Genomic DNA, 16829 nt, shown 5'->3' with positions numbered 1-16829 from the left:
CTTAGGGATTTACTAGGTTTTCCCTAAGAAACTTATGACCTTATACTAGGACGCACTCCTTGAGGTTTGTCTCCATCACATTCTACCCCTGGGTCTCCGCACGGCTGTATCGGCGTGGTACCAAGGTATTGCTTTAGAGGCTCGTCTAACCCCCAGTAAATGGTAGTCAATTTGCCTTGGATCGATTGACAAGCCTGTTCACCATTGAAATAAAATCTCTGCTTTACATAACTTTTGGCATTTGTCACTTGATTAGTTTTTTGCCGCATTTCTCTGTAGTCAGATTCCTGCAAATCTATTGTAGTTGGATTTTCGATGGGCAAACCATAACAATAATATGCAGGATTGTAAAGCATATATGAATATTGACTGTCAATATACCAAGTGCCTTTATATTCTGGCTTTCGATTGTCCAATGGTCGAACATACAAGCGGTCATTTTGAGAAGAAATCTGTAAATTGGCTAGATCGCAATACTGAAGCCATTTCTCGTGATTAAAAGTCAAGAGGTCTTTGACAGAGTGGACAGGAGTTGAAGTCTTATCGTTGTAGTCATTGATAGCATTTTTCATCTTAGTATCGGTATAGTATCCCTCCCCATTTAAAGCCTTGCTGTCAAGGTTAGGCTTAATTCCAAACTCATAATGATCCTTATATTTAAGACTGACCTTTTTAAACTCCTCATTTTTGCTAATTTTCCCTCTGTCAATAAGAGTACCGAGCGCTTCATTGATGATTTTGTCTGGAGAACTATTGGACCTGAGAAGTGGATTGAAGGCGCTGTTAACTCCTTGATCGACCCCCAACGGAAATAGGAATCCAGCAAGTTTAGGTTGAATTTCAGGAATCAGGAGCGTAGGCGAGAAGTAAATACCTGCACTCATCAAGGAAGTATTTTTTAAAAAATTTCTTCTTTTCATTGAAAGCTAGGTTTAAGGTTTAAGTACAAACACACTTATAACATTGCAGTATCTAGTTTGGTTTCTGGATGCCAACCGAAATTTTAAATAAATGACCTTTCGCAGGCAAAAGGTCGGTTATTTAACAGCTTTTATCATATGAAAAAGGGTTATTACGTTCTGTTCCAAATCTCGTCAAATCACACCAACACCTCCCCAACCCGCACCCGCCACTTCGGAAATCCATCCACCAGCCCGGATTCACTGTTTTCATGGTTCACTTTGCTGAAAAGGAGGTCTTCATTCCGGGCGTGGTCCAGATAGACCCGGCGGCCGTTTTCGCGGATGAAGTTGATTTCCCGTTCAATCAGGCGGAACTTGTGGCTGAGTGAAGTACCAATGCGGTCCAGGCTCCAGATGTAGGTGGCGTGGCTATTGAGCAGCTCCCAGATGAAGTGATCCATGGTTTCTCCTTCCACGTGAAAGAGAAAGCCGAACTTGGGGCTTAGCGTAAACCGCAGCCCGGCACGTTGGCTTTGGAGCTGGCCAGACAAATACAGTAATTGCTTGCGGTTTCTGATTTTTTCGGACTCCAGCAGGTCTGAAAGTAAGTCCTTGTCGCTTTGGCGGATGGTGTTGCCCAGTTCTGCCTCGTCGAAGCCTTCGAAATACTCTTCGGGGGTGAAAAGACTCTTGTCTACCGTGATTTTTTTGGGCTTGAAAATGGCATCTTCGAGGCGCAGCTTCCGGACGGTGGCAATGAATTTGTCATTGATTTGGCTGATTTCCTTCGATTGGCACCGGATTTCAATGTGGTCCGCTTCATCCATCTCCAGATAACCGCGCACTTCGATCTTTTTCTTCCCCAGGGCTTTGGTAAAAAACGGCTTCACATGGTCAAATTCCGGCAGGATATTCGGGTTCTCAATAGGAATGGTCAGGGTTTGTTCCGGCAGTTCTTTTACCTGGTGCTCCACCTCTACATAGCCCATTTTGAAGACGGCTTTGTGCAGCGGATACTTAAAGTGCAGGTCAATGCGGGTCTTTTGCTCTTCCGGCTCCGAAAAATCCACCCATTCCTCATCCGCAGAGCGGGTTATGCGCCAGGTTTTGGGGACTTCCAGAATGGGCTGGAACAATTGCTTGTTGTAAATATTCATCAGAGGTTCCAGCGCCTCCCACTGCAAGGGGCTGAACAACAGGTTCCGGAAAGGAAACTTAGCCTTTTGCCTGGCAAAGGCAGCCCGCTGCCCTTCTGTGTCATAGTCCACGATTGCTACTTTCAGAAGAGACCGGCCGGCATCAAAGGAAAGCAGCTGGGCTTTCCAAAAGATTTCAGACCGCTCATTGAAATTGAAAGTCTCTTTTGGCGGGAAATTGGTATTTGCCCAGGGAATACGGGCGTCCTTGTTGTAGAAAACACCCTCATTGGTAATGCGAAGGATAATATGTTTTTCCGGTTTGCCCATTATTCAAATGTACTCAATCTCAGAACAAAAGTAATATAGCAACCAGTAGATTAGACATTTTGTTAGCTTTACAGTTCAAGTATAATTTATGAGACGGCGAGAAGTAGAGGATCTGCTAAAAGATATGGAGTCGGACCGCATTGAGCGTACAATAAGCTTTCGGGAAGACAAGCTTGGTCCGGCGGTGTGTGCATTTGCCAACGATCTGCCAGGATTTGGAAAGGCTGGCTACCTCTTGTTGGGCGTTAAGGACGATGGCCGTTTGGCTGGACTGACTATTGGTGATACGGAGTTACAAAAAATCGGCGATGTTCGCCAAAATGGTAATGTGCTACCCCCGCCACAATTAATGGTAAGCCCTGTTTTTCATTTTGATGAAGGAGATGTAGTTGTAGTCAAGGTTGATCCTGCCGATTTTCCACCCGTTCGTTACAAAGGTAGAGTCTACATCCGGGTTGGTCTCCGAAAAGGAGTAGCGACGGAGCAAGAAGAACGCCGTTTGATCGAAAAGCGGATTGCACATGCCCGCACCTTTGACGAACAACCCTGCCTGCAAAGTAGCATGGAGGACTTAAATATGGAATACTTTAAGCTGCGTTACCTCCCCACTGCCATTGATGCAGAAACTTTAGCGGCCAACCAAGGCGACAGCAAGGAACAACTCAGCTCTTTAGGGTTTTTCGATTTGCACCAAAACTGTTGTACCAATGCCGGGATATTGATGTTCGGGCGGGACCCCCGCGCTCACCTGCACGGCGCATATCTCCAATATATCCGATTCAACAGCAATGAAATGGATATGGGCGCTTTACGGGCTGAGAAAGAGTTTTCGGGTGCTCTGGTAGCTGTGCTAGAGCAAATATCTGACTTTGTAAAGGTTAACATTATAGAAGAACGGACAGTAGCTAAAGATGGATTTCAGCAGGAAAAAAAGGTGAATTATCCCCTATGGGCGCTACGTGAATTAGCCATGAACGCGGTCATGCACCGCAGTTATGAGTCCAACGCACCTATTTACATATACCATTTCACGGACCGGATTGAAATCATAAATCCAGGTAGCCTGTATGGTGAAGTACGGCCGGAGAATTTCCCGGGAGCCAGTGATTACCGCAATCCTGTTTTGGCAACCGCCATGAAGAACCTCAACTACGTGAACCGTTTCAATTTTGGCATTTTCAATGCGCAGAAACAGTTAGCAAAAAACGGCAATCCTCCTGCTGAATTCGATCTGAGCTTGCAAACCAAGTTCAAAGTGACGATATGGATCAATCAAAACTGGTAAGTCCAAAAAATTAGTGCTCACCCCTTCATCACCTCCTGCAACTTATACAGCAGCTCCACCCGGTTGTGCACGTCAAACTTACCGTACATGTTTTTCAGATGGAACTTCACCGTATTGATGCTGATAAAAAGGGCATCGGCTGTGGCTTGGGCATTTTTGCCCTTGTAGATGCACGAAAGGACTTCCTGCTCCCGGCGGCTCAGGGGGGCAGTCAGGGTATTGTTGATGCGCTCCAGGTCAAGTTCCGGTGCCAGGGTTTTGGTCCGTTGAGACCAGGCGATTTCTATCGTGGAGTACAGCTGCTCTCCGGTGAAGGGCTTGACGATGTAGCCCAAAGGAGCGGTCTCCTTTACTTTAGCCAGGGTGCCGGCATCTGCGTAGGAGGTCAGGAAAATAAACGGAATGGCATACTTTTCCCGTAGATAGGCAGCAATGTCCAGCCCGCTGATTTGATCTTCCAGGTTGATATCCAGCAAAACCAGCTGCGGGCGCTCCGACTCAATAAGCGTAAGGGCGGGGCCGCCCCGGTGCGCGATTCCGCAGACTTCATACCCATTGAGCTGACAAAGGTCGGCAATGTCCTCTGCAATGAGCGGCTCATCTTCCACAATCAATATCCGAAGTTGGTCTTGCATAGGCGATACAGGCTTTCGGTACGGCGTTTACAATATTGAAATGCCCGGTTCCAAATATACGGTTTCGGATGAAGTTGCCGGATTATAGCTGTGGAGGTCCTCGCCTGCTCCTGTTCACGGATCAGGGTGTCCACTTCCTGCCAGGTGTTCTCCAGTTCGGACAGTAGCATTTGCTCAAGGGTGTCGGGTGATAATTGCGGGTATTTCATGCTTTAGGGGGTTATAAAGTTCAGTACCTGCCGGCGCACGGTGTCACAGCGAAGGTTGTGCCCCAGCCCGCTCGTAATGATGGGCTTTACATGGGGCAGGGCGTTCAGAATAGCTTTGGTCTCCTGATGGGGCACGACAATATCTTTTTCATCGGCTACCAGTAGTGTATTAGGCGGACCAAGCTGTTGCAGATGCTCAATGAGGCAAAAGTAGCTCAGCGGCTTGCCAGTATATTTGGGGATCCATGCCCGGGTATCCGATAGTACGGTCTCAGATACGCCGAGGCAGCGGGCAAATTTGCTCATCAGGGCATCGCAATTGGAGAAGGTACTCATGAGCACAAATTTGCCGATACGGACTTTTCCTGCCTGCTCACTCGCACTGATCACCCCGGCCAGGCTCCCCATAGAGTGGGCCAGAACGGCATGCCAGTGCGCACGCGAACGAATGAGCTGCCCGGCACAGCGGATGTAGTCCGGTACTGACAGAAACCGCCCGGGCGATTGTCCGTGGCTGGGCGCATCCATCACCACAGCCTGATAGCCTGCCCGGCATAGTTCCTGTACGTAGGGTGCCCAGCGTGCGCCGTTGCTGCACCAGCCGTGGAGTAGCAATACAGCTGGGCCCTGCCCAAAGGTATAAGTATAAAACCGGTGCTTGCCACAGCGGTGCTCCTGCCGTTGTCCACTTTCGTAAAATGCCCGGTCGGCAGCCCTGACTGGCCGGCGGACCGCCACCGAAAGTGCGCCCATTGTCAGCCGGCAGCCGGCCTTGGAGTGCACCTGATGCACCGTATTGATGACCTGCCCCACCCGGTGGATGTAGGGCGGGAAAAAGCGGGCTGCCATAAGTTGGGTATTATCGATAGCTGGTGCTGAACCAGACTTCCCGACTGGCAGCAATTGATGAGCGGATAGAGATTTTGTCGTAGCTTTCATAGGATGGGTCGAATTAGATGTAGTGCGATTCTGCTGTTGGTCTTGAAATGCCCGAAAAAGCTCTGCCCGGATCCGCCGAGCCAGCCACCGCTAAGCTCCGCCCGCAGCGGTGCCCAGGCTTTGCAGATCAGCCGGGGCTCCAGGTAAAAGCCTTCGGCCCGGAACTCGGCCACTGCCCTCAGGGCGGCTGACCAGTTATAGTTGATTTGCAATTCAGTAACTATCAGCAGCGCAGTTTGAAAAATATGATCGATCTCGGTGGGCGCGTACTTTCCACTTTGGTGCGGAAAGACCTGCAGGAACTGCGCCACCAGCCTCAGGTGCCGTTCCGGGTGCTCAAAGGTCCAGAAGCGGTCCGCTCCTAAGGAGCAGAAGGTATACTGGTCGGGGGTGATTTCACCGGTCTCGCCGATGCGTTTACTGTCCACAAAAGCCGCTTCTCCCCAGAGATTCCACTCACCGGCCCAGGTGCCCAAATTCAGTGCACTGATCATCATAGGCTCGAAGTGGAGCTGCACCTGATAGGGGACCGGGCGGGTACTACTTGTCCGGAGCTGTATTTGGCTCAGCGGAATATCGTTGTTGCCATACAGCCAGCTGCCGCGAACCTGCACCCGCCCCACTTCCGTGGAAAGGCTGCCGCTGAGCAGGGGCAGGCGTTTTTGGTAATGCGACGCTGCGCCCTCATAGGCCATCGTGGCTTCACCACCCGGTACAGCCATGCGTTGGGGCAGATTTACCCAGCGGTTGTCTTCCAGATACAGGCGGGAGCGGTTATCGGGATGGAAAGCCCGCAGCATGAGCTCCGTACGCCCTTTGCTGTAGCGTGCTTCCAGCCCCCAAAGCCCCAGCCGCTCTTGTTCCGTGTCCAGCACATCGTAGTAGTCGTAGCGGTTGGCGAGATCCATGGCGCTGAATCCGGTGAGTGCGCCCCACTTGGCCGTTTGCTTGCCGGCTTTGAGGAAGTAATGCCCCTGACGGTAGTACACGTATGCCTCATTGGCCCACAGTCGGTTGCGGCGGCGCTCATCCGGATTAGCATTGGCGATCACTACGGTACGCCCTTTCCAGTAATTGCCGTAGTTCACTTCGCCTTCCAGCTCTGCCCGGGCTTCGCCCTGCCAGCGGTACAGGCCAGCGGGGTTCTGACCGGGATAGTACCGGCTTAGTACCCTGGCCTGACCGTGGAGCGTGGTGGACCAGTTGTTGTCGGCTTCCTGAGCAACGGTGGTCGCCGCAAATCCGGCAAAGCATACCCCCAGCAGGGTTTTAAGTATGTATTTCAGGTGCCTCACGGATTATCGGGTTTCCATCCAGGTCGTAGAAAACATCGCAGCATCCACGCCAGCATTGATCGCAAAGCCGCTGTACTGCACCTTTGTGGTATTGCCTGTCTGTACATTCTCCATTTTGATCTGATGTGCCCGGTGGTGCCCGCCTGAGCCGACCGGCCGGATATCTGTGGCGGTGTAGGTTTTCAGGTGTTCGCCTTTGTGCCCAAAAAAATGGGTTTGCGCCATCAGGTGCGTGGCTTTGTCAATCCACAATAGCCGTTTGCCGTATTGGGTACGCAGGCCTTCGCGGGGCAGCGCTTCGAGCTTGTAGGCTGGTCGGCCATTGATGGTTTCCTCTCCCAGCAGGGTGTACTGATAGTCGTCGATGGGTTCAGAAAGGTGCCCGGAGAGATCTTCGTAGGTGATCTCCGTGCCCATAAACCGGTCGGACTTTTTGCTGGGCGAAATGCGCTTGCTCATACGAAGGGCAGGCAGGTAAAGCCACTGCTCATCGTCTTTACGCTCCTGCTGAATCGTCAGCGTTGCCGTGCCGGCCACGTCCTGCGGGTCTGTAAATTCCAGCAGCAGGTTGTAGGTATAGTCGCCCTTGTCGGTGCGCAGGATGTACTGCTGCAGGGTGCGGGTCTGTTTTCTGCCCGACTTGCTAATATTGGTGTACGTCAGCTGCCCGGTGAGGTCCTGCACAGCGGTAGCCTTACGGTGGGCTTCCATGATAGCCGAAGCATCGGGCAGTACAGTTGTGGAAAAGAGGGTTACAACCAAAGTGAATGCCAAAATCATCGTATCGAATTTTTGGGGATTGAAAAATGAGTTTATGCTCGGAATGGAGAGGTTTGGGCGTTAGGCACAAACCCGACGCACGAGTATATGCCGACACGAAGTCATGTTTGGTCCCAAACTACTTCGTCGTCGGTTTATGCAAATTCGGGGGTAGCCAGTTGCCGCTCTTTTTGTGTAAGCAGGGCCGGGTACAGCACCATGGTGTTCAGAAATATGAGCAGCATAGACAAGGCCAGCAGCCAGCCAAAGTGCTGTACCGGCAGGAAGCCTGAAAACGACAGCACGCTAAAGCCGGCGATATTGGAAGCGGCATCGTAAGCAATGGCCTGCCCGGTGTGGAGGCTGTTATGCTTGATGGCTTCATCTGCCGGCATTTCCTCCCGGTCGCGGAAGTACCCAACGAGGTAGTGGACGGCAAAATCCACGCCTATGCCCACAATCATGGCGGTAAGCAGGGCAGTACTGATACCCAGCCGTATACCGATCACGCCCATCAGCCCGAAGACCATCAGCAGGGAAACGGTGATGGGCAGCAAGGCCATCAGGCTCTTGGGCAAGGACCGGAAGATGATCAGGCAGCTGAGAAAAACGATCAGCAGGGCCAGGATGATGTTCTGTACCTTCCCCTCCACGATGTAGGTGCCGAGGGCGATGCGGTGCATGACGTCTCCGCCAAAGGTCAGAGGGGTATTCCCTTCCGGGAAAAAGCGGGCCGCATCACGTTGTATATCTTCGTAAAGCGCCTGATGCACTTCGGGGTCTGAGGATTTCAGGAAGACCTGAATGCGGGCCTGATTATCGTCTTCGGAGCGGAGCGCAAAGACCTCGCCTGGAGTGGCTGACATCTCGTGGAGCATCAGGTACTGTGCAATTTCGGAGCTGCCGGGCAGGGCATCGGTTTCCCCGTTGAGGTTAGCGCTCAGGTGTTGCACCACATCCCGGTAGGAGTAGGTATGCCCGACCTCTTCGTAATCCATGAGGTAATCCTGAAAGCCGTTCAGGCTACGGAAAAAGGCTTCGTCTTTAATGCCGCCATAGGGCGTGGCATCCACCACGATATCCATGGTGCGTACTCCGCTGAGTTTGTCGTTGAAGGTCTCCGCCGCAATGCGCCCCTGATGGGATTTAGGGAAAAACTTCAGGTAGTCATCTCCGATTTTCACCTGCCCGATGAAGTAAACCGCACCGACAAGGAACAAAACATATGATGCAGCAACAGCACGCCGGTGCCCCTGTGCCATTTGCGTAAGCGAACGCAGGAAGCGCTGCAGCCTGGCTGATTGGTAAGCTTTGCCCGCTGGCGGCTTCAGCAGCGCACATACCGCCGGCAGGAAAGTCAGGCAAATGACCGTAGCCAGTAAAAAGCCAACCGAGCCGATAATACCAAACTCCCGCAGGGAGGTGATTTTGAAAATCAGAAGGCTGGCGGAACCCAGAGCTGATGTCAGCCCGGTAATTAGTATAGGCAATCCGATTTTTTTCAGGGTGGCTTCCGCCAAAGCAGGGCCGGTACTGTGCTGATCCGCCAGCCGGTAGTAGGCATTCATAAAGTGGATGGCGTAGGAAGAGGCCACTGCTACCATAATCACCGGCAATGCATTGGAGACCACGGTGACCGGCAGCCCGGCGTAGCCCATGAAACCCATCGTCCACAGTATGCTCATGATGACCATGCCCACCGGCAGCAGCACGCCGGGAAGCCGCCGGAAGGAGATGTAAAAGCCAATAAAGATCAGCACGATCGCAATGGGTATGAAGCGGCGGGAATCGCCACTGATCCCGCGCTGCACATCTTCCACAAGGACCGGTGCTCCGGTAATGTGAATGCGTTCCGGGCCCGCATAATGATCCGCGAGCTCCGAAACAGCATCATAGACCGTACCTCCCTCAAAGCCCTCTTCAAGGGCAGCTGCAATAACCGTGAGGGATTCGTCGGCACTAACCAGTCGGTCAAGGACCATTGCATTGCCTGCTATATCTGCTTTGAGTTGCTGCCAGGCCGCTTCATCAGCCGGCAGCTCATCCAAAAAGCCGCCGGTTTCCAGCCCCCATTCCCGCTGACTGACGTTGGAGAGGGTTGCCAGGCTTACGATTTCGTCAGAAAGCACATGGGGAACCTTCGCGAGCTCATTGGAGATATCGATGATCTTTTGGGCGGCCTCCGGTGTGTATATGGATTCGGTTTCAAGCCCGATCAGCACGATGCTGCGTTCTCCAAATGTTGCTTTGGCGGCTTCAATGCCCTGGTTGATGGGGTCATCGGCGGGCAGTTCACCGTCGAAGCTATTGCGGGTTTCCAGTTGTTTTAGCCCACCTGCCATTAGCAAGGTGGTGGCAAAAAGCGCCAGTAAAGTCGTTTTTGGGCGAGTGTAGCTCAACCGTAAGAGTGGATTGAAAAAATGCATGTTTTTTGGGTCTGTGTGGTTTGGTATCAGTATCGTCTGCAAGCTACAGGGATATGCACGGCGGGAAGCTACCCGTTCGGATAGTTTTCACCGGAGGGCGTGCAAGCTGAGGAGATATGCCCTATCTTCATGGGGTGATTTTGATTTCCCAACCCTCTATAACCTGGAAACTGACCTCCGATGAAAAAACAATTCCTTCTGATGCTTTGCCTCGCCATTGTATCTGTTCTGCACGCTCAGAAAAGCGAGGAACAGCTTGCTATTGACTCCTTATTGGATGTAGCCTGGGCAAAGGGCAGGTCTCAGCCCGGAGAGAGCCTTCGTATCCTTGGGGATATCGAAAGTTTGTATAAGGTAGACAGCAGCCGTTATAAAGAGGACGTGGTTTGGTATTACTACGGCATCTTCAACAAGAACCTGAACCGGTTTGAAGAAAGTGAGGCTTACTTCAACCGTTACGAGGCTTTTCATCGGGCTGCGAAACATCCCCGGCTGGTAGCTGCCGTCAATATGGCTAAGGCCAATTTGTATTCAGATATGGGGGATTTTGCCCGCAGTATGGAAGCCGTTATAGAAGCCTACCGCGCTTACGAGTCCGTACAGGATACCGCTGGCATGCTGCTTACCAGCAACAAGCTGGGCGCCCTGTACACTGAAGCCGACCGGATGGAGGACGCCATTGTCAAGTTAAGGGAAACCCTGGAAATGGCCCGGTTTTCTGGTAATCAGGTGCAGGAGCAAATCGCCTATACCAATCTGGGCGTCGCTTATGAGAACAAGGGAGATTTGGCCGCAGCCTACACCCACTACGAACGGGCTTACCAAATCAGCGAGGCGAAAGAAGGAGACTACGACAAAGTCCTCAACCGCTACAATATGGCGCATATTCTCACCCAAATGGACAAGTGGGAAGCTGCAGCCCCATACGCGGAAGCCTGCGCCCGGCTCGCCGATTCCATCAATGTGCCTGACCTGAGCGCTGCAAGCCGACGACTGCTGGCCGATTTCCTGATCGAGGAGGGACAATACGAGCGTGGCATCCGTATGCTGCTGCCGCAAACGGATTCTACTTACTCCATGGGGCTGAAAGACCGGGCTGAGGCTTACGAATTGCTGGTCAAAGCCTATCGGCAGACCGGAGACTACCGGCGTGGCTTCGAAGCGCTGGAGCAATTCAAAATGCTGAGCGACAGCGTTACGGGCATAGACCGGCTCAACCGCATTAATGAATTGTCTGCGCAGTACGAGACGGAAAAAAAGCAGCAGCAAATTGCTATGCTTGACCTGGAGAACCAAACCGCCAGAGCTGTCATCAGCCAGAAAAACCGGACGATCACGATTGGAGTTGTGGGGTTGGTGCTGATCACCGGGCTGAGTATCTTCCTCTATGGGCTGTACCGCAAGTACCGCCGTCAGCAGGAGCAACTGGCGGTTGCACTGGAGGAAAAGGAGTACCTCATCAAAGAAATCCACCACCGCGTGAAGAATAATCTGCAGATCATCTCCAGCCTTTTGCAATTGCAGGCCCGCTATATCGAGGAGCCCTCCGCTCTGGAAGCCCTGAGCGATGGGGAAAATCGGGTGCGATCTATGTCGATTATCCATCATCATCTGTATACAGGAGAAAACCTAAGCCAAGTCAACCTGCCGGAGTATGTTGCCAATCTTTGCAGCAACCTGGAGGCTTCCTACCGGCCCGGCGACAAAACCATTATGCTGCACCAGAAAGTGCCCAACCTGTTGCTGGATGTCTCTGTGATGATCCCTCTGGGCCTGATTCTCAATGAACTCCTGACTAATGCTTACAAGTATGCCTTTGAGGGATTACAAATGGGTAATATATGGGTCAACATTGAAGAAACGGGCGGACGCCTGCTCGTAGAGGTGAAGGATGATGGTGTGGGCATGCACCCGGAAACGGTTCAAAAAGGCTTCGGTTCCCGACTTATCCGGGCTTTTTTGCGGAAACTGGAAGCGGAAATGGAAAGCAGTCAGCCGGAGAAAGGCACCGCCATTCGGATTCTGATCCCCAATTATATCCAAAACAGTGCTTTGCAGCAAACGGGGTAATGTAGATTGAAACCTGGTCATTTAATTAATCCAACCGGTCTGTTTTCTGAAGAATTTAGCTATTTTTACACATGTAGTCCAACAAAAAACGCGCACAATCTAGAAGCAAACGTCAATCGGTATGAATCTCAGTTGGAAAAAAGGTATCTTCTCTTCGACCTACAAACTCTTCTCTGGAGAACAAGAAGCGGGTTACCTGAAGGAACGGACATGGAGCCGAAAAGCAGAAGGCGTGCTCAATGAAACAAAAGTCTCTTTTCGGAAAAAGGGTGTTTTCAGTAACAAAGTAGAAATTACTGATCCGGAGACCGGGGAAACGCTTGGGCAGATCGAAATGAGTACCTGGAAAAACAAAGCCAGCATCACCCTGGGCGAAAAAATGCTCAAATGGAGGTTTTCCAATAGCTGGAATACTAAATGGGAGTTGCTTGAGGATGGAAATCCAATCGTCAAATACAAAAGCCGCACCTTTAGCGGTGAGGCCGAATCGCAGATCGAAGATGAGTTAATGATGCTGACGGGGCTTTTTATTTTCAATCATTTCACCCAAATCCTGTTGACGATCACCACGGTCTGGACGCTCATAATCGCTTCAGGAAGTTAGTAGTCATCAATAGGTAACGGTAATTCATCTTCGTCCAAAAGATTGATCGACCTTCCTCTGATTTTTCCTGATTCCATCCTAAAAAGTTTAATAAATGGCTAAAACAAAATTAACTGATTTGTCCAAAGAGAAGTTGATGAAGAAAGCGAAAGGCCTGAAAACAATGATGAGCATTTCATTAGGGCTCGCCGTTGCGTTGGCTTTTGCCGTCATACGGGTCTACTTGAAAACCGGAGAACTGGACTGGGCGATCCTGACCATAGCGATTTGTACACTGGCTGTGCCGTTTACTTCCTATTCCGAATTGAAAGCGGTCCGGGAAGAGTTATTGGCGAGGGGCTGAGTCGGGAGCAATGTAAGGTAGTTGGTCTCAGGCGGCGGCCGTGCCATCGCCGCCTGAGTTGCCAATTTGATGCGTTTAGGTCTGCCTGTTACGGGAATTCAACTCCGTAGTAGGCTTTGACGAAGTTACGAGCCTCCGTTCGGTTATCCAGGAACGTATTGCAAGCCTCAATAGCCAGGTCAATGGCGGCCTGATCTGCAAAATTTCCGTTTGGCATTGGTGCCCCGGTCAAAGTTTCGTATTGTTCCGCGAACCAGTTGGGTACGGGCTGATAGGGCAAATCCGGAGCAGAGGCATAACCATTTTCGCGCATCCGCTCTACTAATTCAAACATGGTATTGACGGTAGATTCGTCAAAATCGGAAGTATTGGGGTTATCGCCCGGTTTTTTAGCGTCCGGGTGATTGAAGTACCGGTTATCAAGCTGGTCCTCCTGCGCCTCATCGGGATGGTGGAGGGTAAGGAACAGCCATGCCAGATTATCTCTGATGCCCCGGTTGGCAATGGATCCGGAATTATCAGCATCCAGAAAAGAGGTATAGTCGTGCATGATATACAGCGTTTGGAGTAAAATTTGGAGGATTTGGGCATTTTTAGACGGAGGGGTGATTTCGGAAACCAGGTAACTGATTTCCGCAGCTTCATTGAACCATTCAGCGCGCATATCTTTTCCATCGCTGCCTTTGAAAAGGCTTGCCCAACTGTACACCCGGCGGTCAACGGTGGTCATGGAAGAAGCATTGATTCCTCCGGCCGGTGGATTATCCGTAATGATTAACCGCCTGGCGTTTTGAGAAAGCATACTAAATACGGATTCAGAGACTGATTTTACAACTTCATTAGAGTGATTGACAGTGGTCAGCAGCAATCTGGCGGTGTTGGGATCATGGTTGACCTTGAATTGAAAATCGGGGTCATGCAGTAAAGTGAGGCGTTCCTGTATCAGGTTTTCCGGCACCTGAGCAGCCGACAGCTCCTGAGCGATATCTTCCAGAAGCGCCGGGTCATCAAATCCTTCGAAGGTAGGGTTCTCCAGAGAAGGCGAAACCGTCCACCCGCCAAGGAGCATTGAGTTGCTGATCTTGTCGGGCAGATCAGGAGCAGTAGGTTGATGGGGTGCCCATTTGCTCCAGATAGCGGGCCCGGTGGGAGCCGCGGTTTCTTCATCTTTAGTGCAGGAGGACAGGGTGGAAAGGCTTAGGATCAGCGCTATACAAGGGTAAAGCAAGTTTTTCATAGCTAATCGTTTTAGGTGTTAATAATAGTGGGGCAAGCCCTTTGATCATTAAAACAGACTCTTGTTTTTTTGATTATGTTCCTGCAGTTCAGAAGCTTAACGCATTTTTAAAACCTTCCTTAGCGTTTTCTTAATCTCCAGATGCATTGAAAGCGCTATATTAAGGGCAGAATATAAACTGTCTATGTTACGATTATTGCTCCCCTTACTGATCCTGAGCTTGCTCGGAGCTTGTACTCCAAATAGTGGCTCAGGCTTGTTGATGCCCACCACAAGCACTATTGAAGTAGACTCCGATGACACCCCGGATTCCATCCTTCTGAAAGCGGCCCATGTGGTGCCTACACCAAATCAGTACGCCGCCCTGCGCAATGAATTCATCGCCTTCATCCACTTCGGCCCCAATACCTTCACCCGGATGGAGTGGGGGACGGGCATGGAAGATCCACAGATTTTTGACCTCAAAAACCTGGATACCGACCAATGGTGCAGGGCTATGAAGGCAGCTGGCATGAAAAGAGTCATTTTTACCGCGAAGCACCACGATGGATTTTGTCTTTGGCAGACCCGGTACACCACTCATGGTATCATGTCTTCCCCTTTTGAAGATGGCAAGGGGGATGTGATGCAGGCCCTTTCGGAATCCTGTCGGAAATACGGGCTAGAGCTAGGTGTGTACCTGTCGCCGGCCGACCTTTATCAGATTGAGCATCCGGAAGGTTTGTATGGCAACCTGAGTAAGGCAACCGAGCGGGTGATTCCCCGGCCGGTACCGGGGCGGCCCTTTCAGGATACCACTACGTTCAGGTTTAAAGTGGACGACTACAACGAATATTTTCTCAATCAGCTTTTTGAGCTATTGACCGAGTACGGGCCTATCCATGAGGTATGGCTGGATGGCGCCCACCCGAAGCGTAAGGGCGGTCAGCAGTACGATTACCTGGCCTGGAAGGAACTAATTCAACAACTGGCACCGGAAGCCGTAGTCTTTGGCCGGCAGGATGTCCGCTGGTGCGGGAATGAAGCCGGAAAAACCCGTGATACGGAGTGGAACATTATACCCTACAAAGAAGATCCACGCCAAATGAACCACTTCAGCGACCTGACCGCAGAAGCCCTTGGGGAGCGGGAGCAGTTGACCAATGGGCGCTACCTGCACTACCAAATGGCAGAGACCAATACCTCCATCCGGGAGGGCTGGTTTTACCGGGATGATACGAAGCAGCGGGTGCGCAGCGCAGATGATGTGTACGATATGTACGAACGTTCCGTGGGCGGTAATTCCATCTTCCTGCTGAATATCCCCCCCAACCGGGAAGGGCGGTTTTCCGATGAAGATGTGGCCGTGCTTGAAGAGGTGGGGAAACGGATTCAGCAAACGTATGAAGTGGATCTCCTGGAGGGAGCTTCAGGTCCGGAAGAGGTATTGGATAATGACCCTGCAACTTTCCAGTTGCTTACCAAAGGCGATAGCGCCATTATCCTCGAAACCCCCGAACCCATAACCATCAATCGGTTCCGCATTCAGGAAGCGATTGCCACGCATAGCGAAAGAGTGGAGGCTCACGCCCTGTATGCCTGGCAGAATGGAAAATGGGAACACCTCGCAGCAGCCAGCAATATTGGTTATCAGCGCATTCTGCGGTTTCCGGAGGTGACTGCGCAGCGGTTTAAGCTTGTCGTATCGGCCTGGCGGCAGCCCCCGGCTATTGCGACGATTTCCGCTCATTACTACCGGCCCCGCCCGCCGCAGCTGGTTATCAGCAGAGACAGCAAGGGGCAAGTCCACATTCAGCCAAAGCCGCACGATTTTGAGTGGAAACCCCACGGGGAAGATGTAGCAGGCAACCTCAATCGTGGATATGTTATTCACTATACCACTGACGGGACCACGCCCGGTGAAAAAGCGATTCGGTATTCCTCGCCTTTTAGGCAACCTTCAGGGGTGGTGAAAGCACGTGCAATCGCAGCCCGCGAGCAGGGGAGTGTCGCTACTGCCGTGTTTGGACTGCTCAAAACAGATTGGACGGTCCTCCGCGCCGACAGTGAGAAAATTGGCTATGAAGCCTCCCTGGCTTTCGATGGCGACCCAAAAACTTCCTGGTGCCCGAAGCCTTCCCTTGAGCCCCACTATCTGACGATTGATCTGGGCCGTGTGCATACTCTGACTGGTTTTGCCTACACTCCGCCAGCCGACAAAAGCCTAAGCAAGTTGGAAGGCGGTCAGGTGGAGACCAGCCTCGACGGCAAGTACTTTATGCCGGGAGAAACTTTCCGGTTTGGGAACCTGATCAATGACCCGACTCAGCGGATGCGCCACTTCAAGGAACCTGTGAAAGCCCGGTACTTAACCCTCCGTGTGCATCAGGCAACTGATGGCGGGCGGGCGGCTTGTCTTGCGGAAATTGATGTCCTGACGGAGTAGTTTTATCTTTCGAATTAGTTCACGTTCCGCACCTAACGGCGCGGAGCCTCCGGGGTGTACCGTTGTTACCGACATGATGCCCCTATTGGGGCAGGGCTTTGGCATAGCATTGGGCCTACCGAATGCGAAGAGGGCTTTTCCGAATCGCTTTTTCTGCTTTTTGCGATGCACAGGAAAGCACTGGAAGTCCCGATAAGGACTATATGTAGGTAATCAAAAAGTGAAGCCGCTCTG

General features: G+C 51.5%; 14 protein-coding genes. 5 read left to right on the top strand and 9 right to left on the bottom strand.

The features are described 5' to 3' along the window. Nucleotides 1-32 precede the first annotated feature (32 nt). Together MRY86_RS11735 and MRY86_RS11730 are read right to left on the bottom strand one after the other, a co-directional pair. Nucleotides 33-920: a hypothetical protein gene (locus MRY86_RS11735; RefSeq protein WP_293570288.1), complete on the bottom strand. Its 888-nt coding sequence runs from the start codon at nucleotides 918-920 to the stop codon at nucleotides 33-35. Between the two features lie 179 nt (nucleotides 921-1099). Continuing rightward, nucleotides 1100-2368: a hypothetical protein gene (locus MRY86_RS11730; protein ID WP_293570287.1), complete on the bottom strand. Its 1269-nt coding sequence runs from the start codon at nucleotides 2366-2368 to the stop codon at nucleotides 1100-1102. An 88-nt stretch (nucleotides 2369-2456) separates the two neighbouring features. On the opposite strand from MRY86_RS11730, the gene MRY86_RS11725 reads away from it, so the two are divergent. Continuing rightward, a complete protein-coding gene (locus MRY86_RS11725) occupies nucleotides 2457-3653 on the top strand; it encodes an ATP-binding protein (RefSeq protein WP_293570286.1) in 1197 nt (398 codons plus the stop codon). 17 nt (nucleotides 3654-3670) lie between these two features. Here the strand turns inward: MRY86_RS11725 and MRY86_RS11720 are convergent, their stop codons facing one another. The 6 genes from MRY86_RS11720 to MRY86_RS11695 all read right to left on the bottom strand — a co-directional run bounded on the left by MRY86_RS11720 (nucleotide 3671) and on the right by MRY86_RS11695 (nucleotide 9916). Next, entirely contained in the window at nucleotides 3671-4288 is a 618-nt protein-coding gene (locus tag MRY86_RS11720; RefSeq protein WP_044226867.1) for a response regulator, read from the bottom strand. Further along, nucleotides 4264-4497 (bottom strand): hypothetical protein, encoded by a 234-nt coding sequence (locus tag MRY86_RS11715; RefSeq protein ID WP_293570285.1) that lies wholly within the window; start codon nucleotides 4495-4497, stop codon nucleotides 4264-4266. The genes MRY86_RS11720 and MRY86_RS11715 overlap by 25 nt, the downstream gene beginning before the upstream one ends. Before the next feature lie 3 nt (nucleotides 4498-4500). Beyond that, the gene (locus MRY86_RS11710) at nucleotides 4501-5436 is read right to left on the bottom strand and encodes an alpha/beta fold hydrolase (RefSeq protein WP_293571469.1); all 936 of its coding nucleotides are present in this window, start codon (nucleotides 5434-5436) and stop codon (nucleotides 4501-4503) included. Further along, nucleotides 5433-6731, bottom strand: a complete 1299-nt coding sequence (locus tag MRY86_RS11705) for a hypothetical protein (RefSeq protein WP_293563608.1) — start codon at nucleotides 6729-6731, stop codon at nucleotides 5433-5435. The genes MRY86_RS11710 and MRY86_RS11705 overlap by 4 nt, the downstream gene beginning before the upstream one ends. Before the next feature lie 3 nt (nucleotides 6732-6734). Further along, nucleotides 6735-7511, bottom strand: coding sequence for an outer membrane lipoprotein-sorting protein (locus tag MRY86_RS11700; RefSeq protein ID WP_293563610.1), 777 nt, complete (start codon nucleotides 7509-7511; stop codon nucleotides 6735-6737). Between the two features lie 134 nt (nucleotides 7512-7645). Continuing rightward, entirely contained in the window at nucleotides 7646-9916 is a 2271-nt protein-coding gene (locus MRY86_RS11695; protein WP_293563612.1) for an MMPL family transporter, read from the bottom strand. 180 nt (nucleotides 9917-10096) lie between these two features. On the opposite strand from MRY86_RS11695, the gene MRY86_RS11690 reads away from it, so the two are divergent. The 3 genes from MRY86_RS11690 to MRY86_RS11680 all read left to right on the top strand — a co-directional run bounded on the left by MRY86_RS11690 (nucleotide 10097) and on the right by MRY86_RS11680 (nucleotide 12933). After that, a complete protein-coding gene (locus MRY86_RS11690; RefSeq protein WP_293563614.1) occupies nucleotides 10097-11986 on the top strand; it encodes a sensor histidine kinase in 1890 nt (629 codons plus the stop codon). A gap of 121 nt (nucleotides 11987-12107) precedes the next feature. Further along, the gene (locus tag MRY86_RS11685) at nucleotides 12108-12590 is read left to right on the top strand and encodes a hypothetical protein (protein ID WP_293563616.1); all 483 of its coding nucleotides are present in this window, start codon (nucleotides 12108-12110) and stop codon (nucleotides 12588-12590) included. 94 nt (nucleotides 12591-12684) lie between these two features. Then, nucleotides 12685-12933, top strand: coding sequence for a hypothetical protein (locus MRY86_RS11680; protein ID WP_293563618.1), 249 nt, complete (start codon nucleotides 12685-12687; stop codon nucleotides 12931-12933). 88 nt (nucleotides 12934-13021) lie between these two features. On the opposite strand, the gene MRY86_RS11675 is transcribed toward MRY86_RS11680, so the two are convergent. Then, nucleotides 13022-14170 (bottom strand): hypothetical protein, encoded by a 1149-nt coding sequence (locus MRY86_RS11675; protein WP_293563620.1) that lies wholly within the window; start codon nucleotides 14168-14170, stop codon nucleotides 13022-13024. A gap of 184 nt (nucleotides 14171-14354) precedes the next feature. On the opposite strand from MRY86_RS11675, the gene MRY86_RS11670 reads away from it, so the two are divergent. Beyond that, nucleotides 14355-16595 carry an alpha-L-fucosidase gene (locus tag MRY86_RS11670; protein ID WP_293563622.1) on the top strand — a complete coding sequence of 747 codons (2241 nt, stop codon included), beginning with the start codon at nucleotides 14355-14357 and terminating at the stop codon, nucleotides 16593-16595. Nucleotides 16596-16829 lie beyond the last annotated feature (234 nt).

The sequence above is a fragment of the Phaeodactylibacter sp. genome (assembly GCF_022763345.1).
Classification (GTDB): Bacteria; Bacteroidota; Bacteroidia; order Chitinophagales; family Saprospiraceae; genus Phaeodactylibacter.
The sequence above is the reverse complement of the archived record's forward strand: the minus strand, read 5'-3'. Positions and strand labels throughout refer to the sequence as shown.